Consider the following 13,730-nt stretch of genomic DNA (forward strand, 5'->3'; position numbering starts at 1 on the left):
TGCGCCGGCTCCGCACCGGCCGCCGGAACAGGTCAAAGAACCTACGCACAGCAGGAACCACCTTCCAAAGTCGGAAACCTTCAGGGGTACGGGTCGAGACGGCGCGGCTTACGTCGCAGTTGTGCCGCCGCCCTGGTCAGCGGTGTCGGGGTGGGGTGCGAGCCCAGCGGAGACCGTCGCGCTGGACGAAGATCTCCCGCCGTTCGCGGGCTTCACCGTCCGGTGCCAACACGTACCCGGCCAACCAGACCCAGCCCTCGTATGTCCAGCGCTTGTCCACTGTCGTCACCCGGAACCGGAAACCTCGCCCGGCCGCGAACTGCACACTCGCCCTGCCGTCGATGATCAACTCGTCGCCGGGCCGGGGGTCCGCCGGCGACCGGTCGGCCGGCACGCTACCGATCAGCCGCCGGCATCTTCACGCGGAGGAAGTCGAGGAGTCTGCGCATGGTAGGTCGCCTTTCAAGCACGCGGGTCGTGCATGGTCTTCGGGGTAGAGCGGGTGGAAGGGCGGCCCGACCCCGAACGGGGGTGCGGAGGTCGGGCCGCCCGCCCTGCGCGCGCAGCCTCAATCGGCGGTACGCACGCAGGGCCGCGTGGTGAGGGCCGTCAGGACGGCAGAGCTGGTGCCGCCCTGACGGGGTCGACCGCCGGGTTTGCCGAACCAAGGGGCTGACCGAGCACCAACCTACGTCAACAGCTGATGTAGGTAAACCCTCGGACCCCAGGTTTCTTGCATCACTTGCTGACGGAGGTTGTGCGTGATCGAATAGTGGTGCCGAACCAAGGGGATGTGCCATGCCCTCAGCACCAGCCGATTACCGACGGATCGCAGACGAACTGACCGCGAAGATCAAGAGCGGCGAACTACCGCCTGGCACCAAGCTGCCCAGTACCGCCCAGCTTGCCGACCAGTACGACGTCAGCCCAGCAACCGTGTACCGCGCCGTCTCACTCCTGCACGACCGAGACCTCGTCGTCGGACATTCCGGTCGCGGCGTGTACGTAGCGGAGAAGTAGCTGCCGTCCTACCTGCGGCTGGACGTGCACGTAGCCGGGCTGCTGGTGGTCGATTGGGTGTCACCACACGGACCCTGGGACGACCTGCTCTCGTTCATCTTTGACGGCGGCGAGCTGACCGATGAGCAGATTACCGGGCTCAAGATTTCGGATACTGAGCTGTCTACATTCGAGTCTTGTACGGCGGAGAAGGCGCAGCAGCGGCTCCGTCCCTATGTATGGCGGCGCGTTGCCGTGGCGCTTGACGTACTGAAGACTGGAAATGTGCGATATTTGCATGATGGGCACATGAGGTGAAGTTGCGAGGAGTACCTGAAATGCCCAGTCGACCTGCCGACTACCTACGTGTCGTCGATGACATCACCCAGCAGATCCGGTCCGGTGAGCTGTCGCCGGGCGACAAGCTGCCGACATACGCCCAGCTCTCCGACACGTACAAGGTCAGCGTCTCCACAGCCCAAGCCGCCCTGCGGCTGCTGCGCGACCGTGGCCTGGTCGAAGGCCACCAGGGCAAGGGCACGTACGTCGCCGAGCAAGCCATGGAGATGTAATCCTCGCTGCCGAGTTCGTGGCAAGGCTGCCACGCTCCCGGCGAATGCCCACAGCCTAGAGCGCCGCGTAGTGTATGCCGGCTACGCTCCGTAACAGCTGGGTTAGGTGCTCGCACCGGATTGCGGCAGATCCGTACGTTGGCCTACCCCGAGCCGACGAGGATGCAGAACGGATGTCCCTCCGGATCGGCGAGAACGTAGAGAGGCTCCTCTGAATTCTGGGTGCGGTCGTGAAGCAAGCTGGCTCCGAGCTGCTCGGCTCGTCGACGGTGTCGCTCCAACTCGTTGACGGTTGGTACGTGGAGATCCAGGTGCATCTGCTTCGGAACGTCGTGTGACGGCCAGGTTGGCCGCGCCAATATAGGCACCTGTTGAAAGGCAAGCTTGCGGTTGCCGTTGCCGTCGACCAGGACGAGCCAGTCTTCGTCATCGGTGGTTCCGTCAGCCGGAGGTTCGTCACCAGGACGGTATTGCAGTCCGAGGAACTCCCGGTAGAACTCAGCGAGGGCTCGGGCGTCGGTGGCGTCCAGGACGGTGTGCATGAGAACCGGATAGTCGGACACTGACGACGCCTCCTCATAGTGCTGGCCCTGTCATCACACCACGAAGTCGCCGAGCGAACATCCTGACATCGGCAGGTCCGGACGCGAATGGAGCGGTCAGCCCAGCTGGACGCAGCCCTACTTGTGACGCCTGCTTGTTGCCGTGCCTACCTCAGCAGGGCCGGTGCGTCTGAGGTGCCCCGAGGATTCCGGACAGGGAGCCAATAAGGTTACCCTGTAAGGAAAGTCGAGGGAAGAAGCGCGATGGCACGCATAAGCTCATACACCCCAGAGTTCCGTGAAGAAGCAGTGCAACTCGTTCTACAGTCGAACAAGCCAGTGTCGCAGGTTGCCCGGGAGATCGACGTTCACCCGGAGACGCTCCGTTCCTGGGTCCGCCAGTACCGGCGGGAAAACAGCGGCGCCCAGGACAGCCCACCGATCGGCGTCGACGAGCGCGCTCGACTGAAGGAACTCGAACGTCGCAACCGGGAACTCGAAATGGAGAACAGCTTCCTGAAAAAAGCCGCGGCGTACTTCGCGAAGGACCCTCGGTAACGAGCTTGTACGAGTTCATCGAGACGATGCGACTCGACACCGCGAAGTACGCCTACCCCGTCGACTTCATGTGCGAACAACTCGGCGTGTCCAGGTCCGGATACTACGAATGGCGAACCCGCCCCGACTCCGCGACCGCCACCCGCCGCGCCCACCTTCGATCGGCCATCGAGGAGGTGTTCGCCGCGTCCGACGGCACCTACGGGCATCGACGTGTCCACGCGCAACTGCGGCGCCAGGGCGTGTCCGCCGGGCCGGAACTCGTCCGCCAGCTGATGCGCGAGCTCGGGCTCGTGCCGTGCCAGCCCCGCCCGAGGCGGTGGGGTCTCACCCAGTCGTCGTCCGGCACGGTGCCTGACCTCGTCGGCCGGGAGTTCACCGCCGACGCGCCTGGCGAGAAGCTCGTCGGCGACATCACGTACATCCCGACCGGCGAGGGGTGGCTGTATCTGGCGACCGTCATCGACTGCTGCACGAAGGAAGTCATCGGATACGCGATGGACGACCACTACCAGACGTCGTTGATATCCCGCGCCATCCGTAACGCCGCCCGGAATCGCGAACTCAGGAAGAACGCCATCTTTCATTCGGACCGGGGCAGCAACTACATGTCGGACGACTACGGCAGAACGCTTCGGGATCTGAGGTTGCGGCGATCTGCTGGCCGGACCGGAATTTGTTTCGACAATGCGATGGCGGAATCGTTTTTCGGTGCGCTGAAGAACGAACGCGTGTCGCGTGTGAAGTATCCCACTCGTGAGGCGGCACGCCGGGACGTTACTGCCTACATCGAATTCTGGTACAATCGTCAGCGTCTGCATTCAGCGGTGGGCTACCGACCTCCCCGGGAAGTCCACGCAGAGTTCGAGAACCTTCAAATCGCGGCGTGAAAGAACCGGCCGAACCACTGTCCGGAAAACGCGAGGCCCCTCAGTCGACAACGATGGCTGGGCCGGGTGGGCCGCAGCGACCCCAGCCCGGGTGACGGATATCCGTCGCGCAGGGTCGCCGGTCCGTAGCTGGTCGACTATGGTCGGGCGTACCTGACGAACGTGAGTCGCCTTCCGGTACGGCGGCTCCGCGACCGGGGAGGCCGGCTCGGTGAGCGTCGACGAGGTCAAGGCTCAGCTGGGCAGGGGCCTGGAGAGCGCCCGCAGCGGCATGAACACTTTGCAACAGGCTGCCGCTACAGCGGGCGAGGCCCTGGAGTTGGCGACTTACACCTGTCAGGGCAGCAACCATGAACTGGCTACCGACGCGCTGACCGAGGCCAGGTCCGCGCTCCGCGAGATCAAGTTGGCGATCGCCCGACTGGACGTCGGTGAGGAACTGGTCGACACGTACCGCACGGATTTGTGATGGCTGGGACGGTTGCCGAAGTCATCGCCCAGATCGCTCGGGCATCGACCGGCCTCAGCTCGGCCGCCGCGACGGCCCTGCGTGCCCAACAGGAAGTGACCGACGCGCACCAGTCCCTTTCCGCCGCGAGCGCAGGAGCGTCGGCGCGCGCTGTCACGAACGCCACCACCGAGTGGAAGACCGCCGCAGACAAGGCCGGAAAGGTCGCCCGCCTGCTCATTGAGGCCGCCGGGCACCTCAACGCCTACGCCAACCGTATCGCCCCCGGCTCGGCACCCACCGAACCCACGCTCGCCGGCCCGACCGGCGAAGAACTCCTGGCCGACACCACCCGCCGCTCCGAGTCCCGCCGAGGCGTCGGCAGCTTCTTGGACCGTCTGGCGCGTCGAACGGAGGATGTTCAGGACACGGCCAAGACAACCGCTGAGCTGGGCGACTCGGGTCTCAACATCCTGCGGGACCTGGCGACTCCCCCGCCAGGGTCGCAGTCAACCACGGGCACATCGGCCCCTACAGTGGCCTTCACGGACACGAGACCGAAGCTCGAAGCCGGCGACGCGGCGGGCCACCTCGTCGTGGCAGCTCTTATCGCTGGGTTGGCAGCCCGCCGGGCTGACCGATACATCCGACAAGGTTTAGCGAGGTTGCGTCAACGTGAGCGTTCCGACTGAACTCGGCGATCTGATCCGGGCAATGGCTCGACGGGACTGGGGAACGATCGACCGGTTGACTGAGGTTCTTGGCAGGACGAACTGGCACGGCGCGGTCCCGGTGATCGGCGCGGCGTTCGCGATCGCCGTCGACCGCCACTTTGGGCCGGAGCCTGACCTCAACAAGGTGTCTGCGTTCGTCGCACAGGTCCGTGACCAGTACCAACGGGGCAAGGATCTGCCTGCACTTCAGCTGGAAGGTCTCATCCGTGCGGCGCTGGGAGAGGCGGAACTTCTCGACGGGGTCGATGCCGAGGTCTCCTTCCCAGCGCAGATCGTGATCCTCGGTACGCTGCTACAAGACGAACAGTGGACCGAGGCCGAGCTGGAGGAGTTCATCCGCGAAGTCGAGCAGACCGCCGCCCAGTACATGTAGCCGGAGGCAGCAGCGAATCGTATCCCTACGCTGCGCTTGACGTGGGTCGCGTAGTGTTTCGAGCGGCGATCTGTGAGATGCGTTGGGGTGACAGTCCCAAAAGGGCACCCGCATCCCGGACGGTGTAACCGTCGCTCAGGAGAGCCCGTATAGCCGTGGCGGTCGCTTGTTCGGCCTTCTCGTCAGCGTCCCGAGCGGCCTGCCTGGCGTCCAGTGCTGCCGTGACTGTTCCGGGTAGCTCTGGACGTACCTCAATGTCTACTGTGGCCGGATCGACCTCAAGCAGTAGGGCGATCGCCTCGCGAGCCATGGCGGCGACTTGGTCAAGACGGCGAGCCTGGGTGTGAAGGCCTTTGAGTTCGGGAACGCTAACGGCCCACCAGTCGCCGCCCCGCCTGCAGGACGCGGAATAGGTCGTCATTTCCACCAATCCTCCCCGAGTTGGTCGTCTCGGTCGTGTTACCGGAGCCGGGTGAGGTGGTCAGACGGCGAAGGTGGCGGGGCGGTCGGTGGCGGCCTTTGGCGGGGTAGCTTGCCAAACGCCCAGCTTCTGTGCGCCCAGCCGGCTCAGGTACGCCGGGTTGAGGATTACGTACCGGCGCCACAGCCGTTTCGGCTCCAGCCCGAGCCGCCACAGCCACTCCAGGCCGTACCGCTGCATCCAGGATGGCGGCTTCCGTAGCAGCCCGGCGTGGTAGTCGAAGGCGGCGCCGACCGCCATCAGCGGCATGTCCAGCAGCGGGCGCATGGCGTACGCGAAGACCTCCTGGCGGGGGCAGCCCAGCCCGACCAGCACCAGCCGGGCCCCTGAGTCCCGGATCCGGTCGGCAATCTCGGCGTCCTCACCAGGGCCGACGGACCGGAACTTCGACGGCTCGACCCCGGCGAACTTCAGCGCCGGGAACATCTGCTCCAGCTTCGGCACCAGCCGGTCCAGCGTCTCCTCGGTGGAGCCGTACAGGTAGACCGGCAGCCCTTCGTCGGCGCAGCGCTGCAGCACCCGCAGGGTGAGCGTCGGCCCGTACACCCGGTCTTTCAGCCCGACACCGTGCAGCAGGTTGAGGCCCCAGCGCACCGGTTGGCCGTCCGGGGTGACCAGGTCGAACGAGTTGAGCCGGGCGTTGTGCGCAGGGTCCAGGACCCCGGTCATCACCCCGTGTACGGCGAGTGCGGTCAACGCCAGCGGCCGGCGCTCCCGGGCGGCGTCGATCACCCGCTCGGTGGCGGCCTCGTAGTCGACGGCGTCGACCAGCACCCCGAGCAGGTTGCGTTTGCCCTGGTCGATCATTTCCCGGGCACCCACTTGTCGACGTTGGCCTGGTAGATCTCCTGCAGGATCATCGGTACGTCGTAGACCTGCTTCCAGCCAGGGTAGTCCCGCTGGAAAGCGGCGTTCGAGCCGATCCACCACTGGTGGTCGCCGACCCGGTTCGCCTCCTGGTACTCGGTGATCATCTTTTCGCCGGTGATCTGCTCGGCCAGCGCGAACGCCTCCAGGTGCGAGCAGTTGGAGTGCCGGCCGCCGCCGAGGTTGTAGACCGCCGCCGGGCGTGGGTCGCGGAAGAACGCCTCGAACGCGGAGACCACGTCGTGGCTGTGGATCGCGTCGCGGACCATTTTGCCGCCGTACCCGAAGATCCTGTAGGTGCGTCGCTCCATGTTGCAGCGCATCAGGTAGCCGAGGAAGCCGTGCAGCTCGGTCGCCGAGTGCGCCGGGCCGGTCAGCGTGCCGCCCCGGAAGCAGGCGGTACGGATGCCGAAGTAGCGGCCGTACTCCTGCACCATGATGTCGGCGGCGACCTTCGACGCGCCGAAGACCGAGTGCAGGCAGGCGTCGATCGACATGTCCTCGGTGATCCCACCGGCGTACGGGTGGTCCGGGGCGATCTCCCACCGGGTCTCCTGCTCGATCAGCGGCAGGCTGTTCGGCCGGTCGCCGTACACCTTGTTGGTGGAGCAGTGGATCACCGGCGCCTCCGGGCAGTGTTCCCGGACGTTCTGCAGCACGTTGAGGGTGCCGCCGGCGTTGACGTCGAAGTCGGTGAACGGGTCACGGACCGCCCAGTCGTGCGACGGCTGCGCGGCGGTGTGGATCACCACGGCGATGTCCCGGCCGTACCGCCGGAACAGGCCCGCCAGGGCGTCGCGGTCGCGGATGTCGACCGCTTCATGGGTGTACGCCGCACCGAGGTCACGCCGCAGCGTCTCGACGTTCCAGGCGGTGGACGCCTCGGGGCCGAAGAACTCGCGGCGCATGTCGTTGTCGATGCCCACCACATCCAGGCCGAGTCCGGCGAAGTGCCGGGCCGCCTCCGATCCGATCAGACCGCCGGAACCGGTAACCAACGCGACGCTCACACGACACTCCTGAGCTGGGGGGTGGAGTAAACGGTCAACAGGATATCCGGGCGATATGTGAAGAAGGCCCCGCCGTCGGGCGGAGCCTTCTCAATCGTTGCTAGCTGGTGCAGGCGGCTGATGCCGCCCGACCTGCTGGTGGGGAAGGGGGGAGTTGAACCCCCACGCCCTTTCGGGCACACGGACCTGAACCGTGCGCGTCTGCCATTCCGCCACTTCCCCGGATGCTGTCCGGGACAGTCGGTAGAAAGACTAACCCGGCCGGTCCTTCCCGATCCCGGTGGGGGTGTCGGTCAGGGCCACCCGCTGGCAGGTGCCGGGACATACTACGCTGTCCCTGGTCGCCCCGAGCTGGATATCGCCCGCGACGCCTGGCGAAGAGTAGCACGGGGCGGGTCGGTCGTTCGGGACAGGCCGGGAGCGGTGGTCGATCGGCGTGCGGGTGGCACGGGCGACGGCCGGATACCATCATGTCCTCGGAACCCGAGGAGGAGCCGGTGAGCGTGCTGCAACGCTTTGAGAAGCGTCTGGAAGGCCTAGTCGAAGGGGCCTTCGCCAAGGTGTTCAAGGGTGTCGTGCACCCGGTGGAGATCCTCAACGCGATGCAGCGGGAGGCTGAGGCCCACAAGGCGATCCTGGCTGGTGGGCGCACGCTGGTGCCCAACCGCTACGTGATCGATCTCTCGCCGTACGACCACAGTCGGCTGGCTCCGTACGCCGCTGCCCTGGCCCAGGAGCTCGCCCAGTCGCAGGCGGAGTTCATCGGCGAGCAGGCCTGGACGGTCTACGGCGACGTGATCGTCGAGATCGAGCGCGGCGACGGGCTCGACACCGGGATGTTCCGGGTGACGGCCGAAGTCTTCACCGGCGGCGACGTCGCGCCGGTGCAGCAGCCCGGGTACGACATGCCCGGCGGTGGTCAGGGCGGCTATCCGCCGTACGACCAGCAGGGCGGGGGGTACGGTCAACCGCCGCACTCGCCGGCCGGCGCCCGCAACGTACGGCTGGTCTCGGGTGACGGGCGGACCTATCCGCTGCAGATGGGTTCGACCGTGATCGGCCGGGGTGACCAGGCCAATCTGCGACTGCCGGACGTGGGGATCTCCCGCCGACACGCCCGGCTCGACTTCGACGGTGCTCAAGTGGTGCTGACCGATCTGGGGTCGACCAACGGGACCATGGTCAACGGGCAGCGGGTCTCCGCAGTGGCCCTGAACCCCGGTGACATGATCCAGCTCGGGACGACCACGCTCACGTTCCGAGTGGATGGCTAACCTTGCCCGAATTCGTCGTTGCCGTCGCTCGGGTCGGCTTCATCGTCCTGCTGTGGATCTTCGTGTTCACGGTGGTGGGGGTGATCCGCCGGGATCTGTTTGCCGGTGCCCGCTCCAGCCGCCTCGTCGCGGCTCCGCGCGGGGTCAGCAGCAGTACGGCACCGGCCCGGCCGGCCAAGGTCAAACGGGGGCGGGCCGCTCATCAGCTCGTAGTGACCGCTGGCCAACTGGCCGGGACCAAAATTACTTTGGGTGAGTCTCCGATTACGATAGGTCGGGCAGAGGACTCCACCCTGGTCATCACCGATGACTACGCCTCGGCGCGACACGCCCGGCTGATGCCCCGCGACGGCCAGTGGTTCATCGAAGACGCGGGTTCCACTAACGGGACCTACCTGGACCGCGCTAAGGTCACCGGACCTACCCCCGTACCCCTCGCCGTGCCGATCCGAATCGGCCGCACATCTCTTGAGTTACGGCCATGACTCTGACCCTGCGCTATGCCGCCCACAGTGACCGCGGACTGATCCGTGACGGAAACCAGGACTCCGTCTACGCCGGGCCGCGGCTGCTCGCCGTGGCCGACGGCATGGGCGGGATGGCCGCCGGTGACGTCGCCAGCAACCTCGTCATCGGGGCACTGGCCCCCCTCGACGAGGACGTTCCCGGCGACGCCATGGTCGACGCCCTACGCGGCGCCGTCGGCCTGGCCAACCAGCACCTGCGGGACACCGTCGACGCCAACCCCCATCTGGAGGGGATGGGCACCACGCTGACCGCGACGCTCTTCTCCGGCAGCAAGATCGGCATGGTGCACATCGGCGACTCCCGGGCGTACCTGCTGCGCAACGGGGAGTTCGCGCAGATCACCAAGGACGACACCTACGTCCAGATGCTGGTCGACGAGGGCCGGATCAGCGCCGAGGAGGCCAGCAGCCACCCCCAGCGGTCACTGCTGACCCGGGCGCTGGACGGTCGGGACATCGACCCGGAGTACTCGGTACGCCAGGTCGTCGCGGGCGACCGCTACCTGATCTGCAGTGACGGGCTGTCCGGCGTGGTCAGCCCGGACACCATCGCCGAAACGCTGCGCGAGTACACCGATCCGGGCAAGTGCGTCGAGCGCCTGGTCCAGCTGGCGCTGCGCGGCGGCGGCCCGGACAACATCACCGTCGTCGTGGCCGACGCCACCGACCAGAGCATCCACGAGCAGGCACCGATCGTCGGCGGTGCCGCCGCTCGCGACCGCGGCATGGCGACCGCCGCCGACGACTCCACCCCGGCCGCCCGGGCCTCCGCACTGTCCGCGCCACGGGCCGCCGTGCCGGAGCCGGCCGACGCCGCCGCTGCCGCCCCGGACGACGACCAGCAACGCCCCCGCCGCCGGCCGCTGCGCGCGGCGATCGTGCTGGTCGTGCTGGTCGGCATCCTCGGCGGCGGGGTCTGGGCCGGCTGGGCCTACACCCAACGGCAGTACTACGTCGGCGCCACCGGCGACGGTCAGCTAGCGATCTTCCAGGGCATGCCGGGCGAGGTGGCCGGCGTCAGCCTCTCCACCGTGCACCAGACGAGCGACCTCGCCCTGGACGACCTGACCTCCGTCGCCCAGGACCGGGTCAAGCGCGGCATCCACGCCGGCAGCGAAGCCGAGGCGCAGCGGCACCTGCTGGAACTCACCCGGGACGACCCGGGCAACCCCAACCTGAAGCCGATCTGCCCGCCGTCGCCCTCCCCGACCCCGCCGCCGTCGCCCACGCCGTCACCGGAAGCCGACGTGACCGGATCGCCCGGTGCGACACCCGAGGGCCTCGTCTCCGGGTCACCGACCGGACCGGCGAACAGCCCGTCACCGGGCGGCACGCCGAGCCCGTCCGGTGCCCCGGAGAGCTCCCCGGACGCCCCACCGGTCGAGCCGGTCCCGCCGGTGACCAACCCGGCCGGTTGCCGGACGGTCGGCTGAGGCCGGCGAGCGAGGTGAAGGAAACCCAGTGACCGCTTCAGTCGGACCCGCCCCGCCGGCCATCACCGGTGAGATGCCGCGGATCCGCCCCATCAGGACGCGGCGGAACGCCGAACTCGGCCTGCTGGCCCTCGCGCTCGCCGTGGTCGCGCTCTACTCGGCCGCAGCCGAAGCGGCCGTGCTCGGCACCATCCGGCCCGGCTTCTGGGTGCCGACCGCCGTGGTCGGCGCGGTCTTCGTCGGCCTGCACCTGGTCATCCGGTTCTTCGCCCCGCACGCCGACCCGGCCCTGCTGCCGGCGGTGGCCCTGCTCAACGGCATCGGCGTCGGATTCCTGCGCCGCTACGACCTGGCCCAGGTAGCCGCCGCGGAGCGGATCGACTACCCGATCTTCGCCGGCACCGGCGGGCGGCAGCTGGCCTGGACCCTGGCCGCCGTGGTGCTCGCCGCCGGGCTGCTCGTCCTGGTCCGCGACCACCAGGTCGTCGCCCGGTACGCGTACACCCTCGGGCTGGCCGGGATCGTGCTGGTGATGATCCCGGCGGTGCTGCCGGCGCGGTACTCCGAGGTCAACGGCGCCAAGCTGTGGATCCTGATCGGCGGCTTCTCCATCCAGCCCGGCGAGTTCGCCAAGCTGGCCCTGCTGTCCTTCTTCGCGTACTACCTTGTCCGCAAGCGTGAGGTGCTGTCGCTGGCCAGCCGGCGGGTGCTCGGGATCGACTTCCCCCGGGGGCGCGACCTCGGCCCGGTGCTGGTGGTCTGGCTGCTCAGCGTCCTGGTCCTGGTCTTCCAGAAGGACCTCGGGACGTCGCTGCTCTACTTCGGCATGTTCGTGGTGACGCTGTACGTCGCCACCGAACGGGTCAGCTGGCTGATCATCGGTCTGCTGCTGTTCTTCGGCGGAGCGTTCCTGGCGTACCACCTGGGCAACATCGTCGGCGGTCCGTTCGCCAACTTCTACCAGCGGGCCAACATCTGGCTCGACCCGTTCTCCGACCCGTACGCCGACGGCTACCAACTGGTCCAGGGGCTGCTCGGGCTCGGCACCGGCGGGCTGTTCGGCGCCGGACCCGGCGGCGGCCAGCCGCTGAAGGTGCCGGAGGTGCACAACGACTTCATCTTCGCCGGCCTCGGCGAGGAGATCGGCCTGTTCGGGCTCTCCGCACTACTGGTCGTCTACCTGCTGGTCGCCGAGCGCGGGCTGCGGGCCGGTCTGGCGGTACGCGACTCGTTCGGCAAGCTGCTCGCCGGCGGCCTGGCGTTCACCCTCTCCCTGCAGGTCTTCGTGATCGTCGGCGGGATCAGCGGGTTGATCCCGCTGACCGGTCAGACCACCCCGTTCCTGTCCGCCGGCGGCTCGTCGCTGATGGCGAACTGGCTGCTGGTGGCGATGCTGCTGCGGATTTCCGACGCCGGCCGCCGGCCGGTGGTGGGGGCCGAGCCCCGGCCGCCCGGTACCCCGGCCGGACCACCCGCCCAGCTGCACGGCGCGCCGACGGAGGTGATCCGCCGATGAACGCCCCACTGCGCCGAGTCGGCGTGGTCATCATGGTTCTGTTCGGCCTGCTCTTCGTCAACCTCAACTGGGTCCAGGGCTACAAGGCCGAGGAGTACCGCACCAGCGACTACAACGGCCGGGTGCAGGTCGCCGAGTACGACCGGCAACGCGGCAACATCGAAGCCGGCGCCCGTGCCCTGGCCACCAGCACGCCGACCGATGGCGAGCTGCAGTACCTGCGGACCTACCCGGACAACGAGCTCTACGCGCACGTGATCGGCTACAAGCCGGTCAACCTGGCCGCCACCGGCGTGGAGAAGGCCGAGAACGAGTTCCTCGCCGGCACCAGCGACCAACTCTTCGCCGACCGGGTCCGGGACCTGTTCACCGGCGAGGAGACCGGCGGCGGGAACGTGCTGCTCACCATCAACCGGCGGGCGCAGGAGACCGCGTACCGGCAGCTGCTGGACAACCGGGTGGGCGTCGACGTGGGCGCGGCGGTGGCGCTCAATCCGCGTACCGGCGCGGTGCAGGCCCTGGTGTCGCTGCCCAGCTTCGATCCGAACCCGCTGGCCAGCCACGACACCGGGGCGGCTCAGGAGGCCTTCAACGAGCTGGACAGTGACCCGAACCGTCCGCTGAACAACCGGGCCCTCGGCGAGGTGCTGCCGCCCGGTTCCACCTTCAAGGTCGTCGTCGCGGCGGCGGCCCTGGAGAACGGCACCACCGTCGAGACGCCGATCTCCGCCGGCCCGGTCTACCGGCACCCTGACTCCGGCACCGACATCCGCAACGCCGTCGACTCCATCTGCCCACAGGACGAGGTCACCCTGATCACCGCCCTGACCGACTCGTGCAACACCGGCTTTGCCAAGCTGGGCGTGGAGCTCGGCGCCGAGACGGTCAAGGCAAAGGCACGCGACTTCGGCTTCGAGGACGAGGAGCTGGTCGTCGGCCGGAGCAGCGGTGACGACGGCCTGCCGGTCGCGGCCAGCCGGACCGGCGACATCGCCAACCCGGACGGCAGCGAGGACGGCGCGGCGCTGGCCCAGTCGTCGATCGGCCAGAACAACGTCCGGATGACCCCGCTGGAAGGCGCGATGATCGCGGGGGCGGTGGCCAACGGCGGCAGCCAGATGCGTCCGTACGTGATCCAGCAGCTGCTGCATGCCGACCGGACCAGCAGCTACTACACCGCGGACCCGCGGGAGCTGCGCCAGTCGGTGAGCGGGTCGGTCGCCGCCGACCTGCAGGAGATGATGGTCAGCGTCGTGCGCAACGGCACCGGCCGCAACGCCCGGATCGACGGGTACACCGTCGGCGGCAAGACCGGCACCGCGCAGGCCGGCGAGGGCGACGACGACCACGGATGGTTCATCGGCTTCGTCACGTCCGAGGACGGTGAACCGATTTCGGCGGTCTGCGTACTGCTGGAAGGTGCCGGCAGCGGCGGCAGCGCGGAAGCGGCCCGGATTTCCGGCCAGATTATGCGGGCCCTCGTCGCCGAACGTGAGGGGCGATGAG

At 67.9% G+C, this 13,730-nt stretch carries 15 protein-coding genes and 1 tRNA gene; 11 read left to right on the forward strand and 5 right to left on the reverse strand.

Translation table 11 applies throughout. The features are described from left to right. Nucleotides 1-136: 136 nt before the first annotated feature. Entirely contained in the window at nucleotides 137-394 is a 258-nt protein-coding gene (locus O7553_RS27200) for a hypothetical protein (RefSeq protein ID WP_281552410.1), read from the reverse strand. A gap of 404 nt (nucleotides 395-798) precedes the next feature. On the opposite strand from O7553_RS27200, the gene O7553_RS27205 reads away from it, so the two are divergent. Together O7553_RS27205 and O7553_RS27210 are read left to right on the forward strand one after the other, a co-directional pair. After that, the gene (locus O7553_RS27205) at nucleotides 799-1,020 is read left to right on the forward strand and encodes a winged helix-turn-helix domain-containing protein (RefSeq protein WP_281552411.1); all 222 of its coding nucleotides are present in this window, start codon (nucleotides 799-801) and stop codon (nucleotides 1,018-1,020) included. A gap of 317 nt (nucleotides 1,021-1,337) precedes the next feature. After that, nucleotides 1,338-1,571 carry a winged helix-turn-helix domain-containing protein gene (locus O7553_RS27210; RefSeq protein WP_281552412.1) on the forward strand — a complete coding sequence of 78 codons (234 nt, stop codon included), beginning with the start codon at nucleotides 1,338-1,340 and terminating at the stop codon, nucleotides 1,569-1,571. Between the two features lie 143 nt (nucleotides 1,572-1,714). On the opposite strand, the gene O7553_RS27215 is transcribed toward O7553_RS27210, so the two are convergent. Next, nucleotides 1,715-2,134: a VOC family protein gene (locus O7553_RS27215; protein ID WP_281552413.1), complete on the reverse strand. Its 420-nt coding sequence runs from the start codon at nucleotides 2,132-2,134 to the stop codon at nucleotides 1,715-1,717. A 243-nt stretch (nucleotides 2,135-2,377) separates the two neighbouring features. Here O7553_RS27215 and O7553_RS27220 point away from each other — a divergent pair. From O7553_RS27220 to O7553_RS27235, 4 genes are all read left to right on the forward strand, one after another. After that, nucleotides 2,378-3,561, forward strand: a protein-coding gene (locus O7553_RS27220; RefSeq protein ID WP_281550879.1) for an IS3 family transposase whose coding sequence is annotated in 2 segments (ribosomal slippage) — nucleotides 2,378-2,645 and nucleotides 2,645-3,561 — 1,185 coding nt in all. Because the reading frame shifts where the segments join, the coding sequence is not laid out codon by codon here. 211 nt (nucleotides 3,562-3,772) lie between these two features. Then, nucleotides 3,773-4,030, forward strand: a complete 258-nt coding sequence (locus tag O7553_RS27225; protein WP_281552414.1) for a hypothetical protein — start codon at nucleotides 3,773-3,775, stop codon at nucleotides 4,028-4,030. Beyond that, the gene (locus tag O7553_RS27230; protein WP_281552415.1) at nucleotides 4,030-4,701 is read left to right on the forward strand and encodes a hypothetical protein; all 672 of its coding nucleotides are present in this window, start codon (nucleotides 4,030-4,032) and stop codon (nucleotides 4,699-4,701) included. The genes O7553_RS27225 and O7553_RS27230 overlap by 1 nt, the downstream gene beginning before the upstream one ends. Further along, a complete protein-coding gene (locus O7553_RS27235; protein WP_281552416.1) occupies nucleotides 4,685-5,116 on the forward strand; it encodes a hypothetical protein in 432 nt (143 codons plus the stop codon). The genes O7553_RS27230 and O7553_RS27235 overlap by 17 nt, the downstream gene beginning before the upstream one ends. Before the next feature lie 481 nt (nucleotides 5,117-5,597). On the opposite strand, the gene O7553_RS27240 is transcribed toward O7553_RS27235, so the two are convergent. The 3 genes from O7553_RS27240 to O7553_RS27250 form a co-directional block, all read right to left on the reverse strand. Next, on the reverse strand, nucleotides 5,598-6,404 hold the full coding sequence (locus O7553_RS27240) for a WecB/TagA/CpsF family glycosyltransferase (RefSeq protein ID WP_281555774.1): 807 nt from the start codon (nucleotides 6,402-6,404) through the stop codon (nucleotides 5,598-5,600). Next, nucleotides 6,401-7,474 carry an NAD-dependent epimerase/dehydratase family protein gene (locus tag O7553_RS27245; RefSeq protein ID WP_281552417.1) on the reverse strand — a complete coding sequence of 358 codons (1,074 nt, stop codon included), beginning with the start codon at nucleotides 7,472-7,474 and terminating at the stop codon, nucleotides 6,401-6,403. The genes O7553_RS27240 and O7553_RS27245 overlap by 4 nt, the downstream gene beginning before the upstream one ends. A gap of 136 nt (nucleotides 7,475-7,610) precedes the next feature. Then, nucleotides 7,611-7,696 (reverse strand) — tRNA-Leu (locus O7553_RS27250). A 248-nt stretch (nucleotides 7,697-7,944) separates the two neighbouring features. On the opposite strand from O7553_RS27250, the gene O7553_RS27255 reads away from it, so the two are divergent. The 5 genes from O7553_RS27255 (at nucleotide 7,945) to O7553_RS27275 (ending at nucleotide 13,729) form a co-directional block, all read left to right on the forward strand. Further along, a complete protein-coding gene (locus tag O7553_RS27255; RefSeq protein WP_123606559.1) occupies nucleotides 7,945-8,748 on the forward strand; it encodes a DUF3662 and FHA domain-containing protein in 804 nt (267 codons plus the stop codon). A gap of 2 nt (nucleotides 8,749-8,750) precedes the next feature. Next, nucleotides 8,751-9,233 carry an FHA domain-containing protein gene (locus tag O7553_RS27260; RefSeq protein WP_281552418.1) on the forward strand — a complete coding sequence of 161 codons (483 nt, stop codon included), beginning with the start codon at nucleotides 8,751-8,753 and terminating at the stop codon, nucleotides 9,231-9,233. Continuing rightward, nucleotides 9,230-10,708: a PP2C family serine/threonine-protein phosphatase gene (locus O7553_RS27265; RefSeq protein ID WP_281552419.1), complete on the forward strand. Its 1,479-nt coding sequence runs from the start codon at nucleotides 9,230-9,232 to the stop codon at nucleotides 10,706-10,708. The genes O7553_RS27260 and O7553_RS27265 overlap by 4 nt, the downstream gene beginning before the upstream one ends. 73 nt (nucleotides 10,709-10,781) lie before the next feature. Then, on the forward strand, nucleotides 10,782-12,224 hold the full coding sequence (locus O7553_RS27270; protein WP_281555775.1) for an FtsW/RodA/SpoVE family cell cycle protein: 1,443 nt from the start codon (nucleotides 10,782-10,784) through the stop codon (nucleotides 12,222-12,224). Further along, on the forward strand, nucleotides 12,221-13,729 hold the full coding sequence (locus O7553_RS27275) for a penicillin-binding transpeptidase domain-containing protein (RefSeq protein ID WP_281552420.1): 1,509 nt from the start codon (nucleotides 12,221-12,223) through the stop codon (nucleotides 13,727-13,729). Before O7553_RS27270 ends, O7553_RS27275 begins: the two co-directional genes overlap by 4 nt. The last annotated feature ends 1 nt before the right edge of the window (nucleotide 13,730 follow it).

The sequence above is a fragment of the Solwaraspora sp. WMMA2059 genome, from assembly GCF_027497315.1.
Classification (GTDB): Bacteria; Actinomycetota; Actinomycetes; order Mycobacteriales; family Micromonosporaceae; genus Micromonospora_E.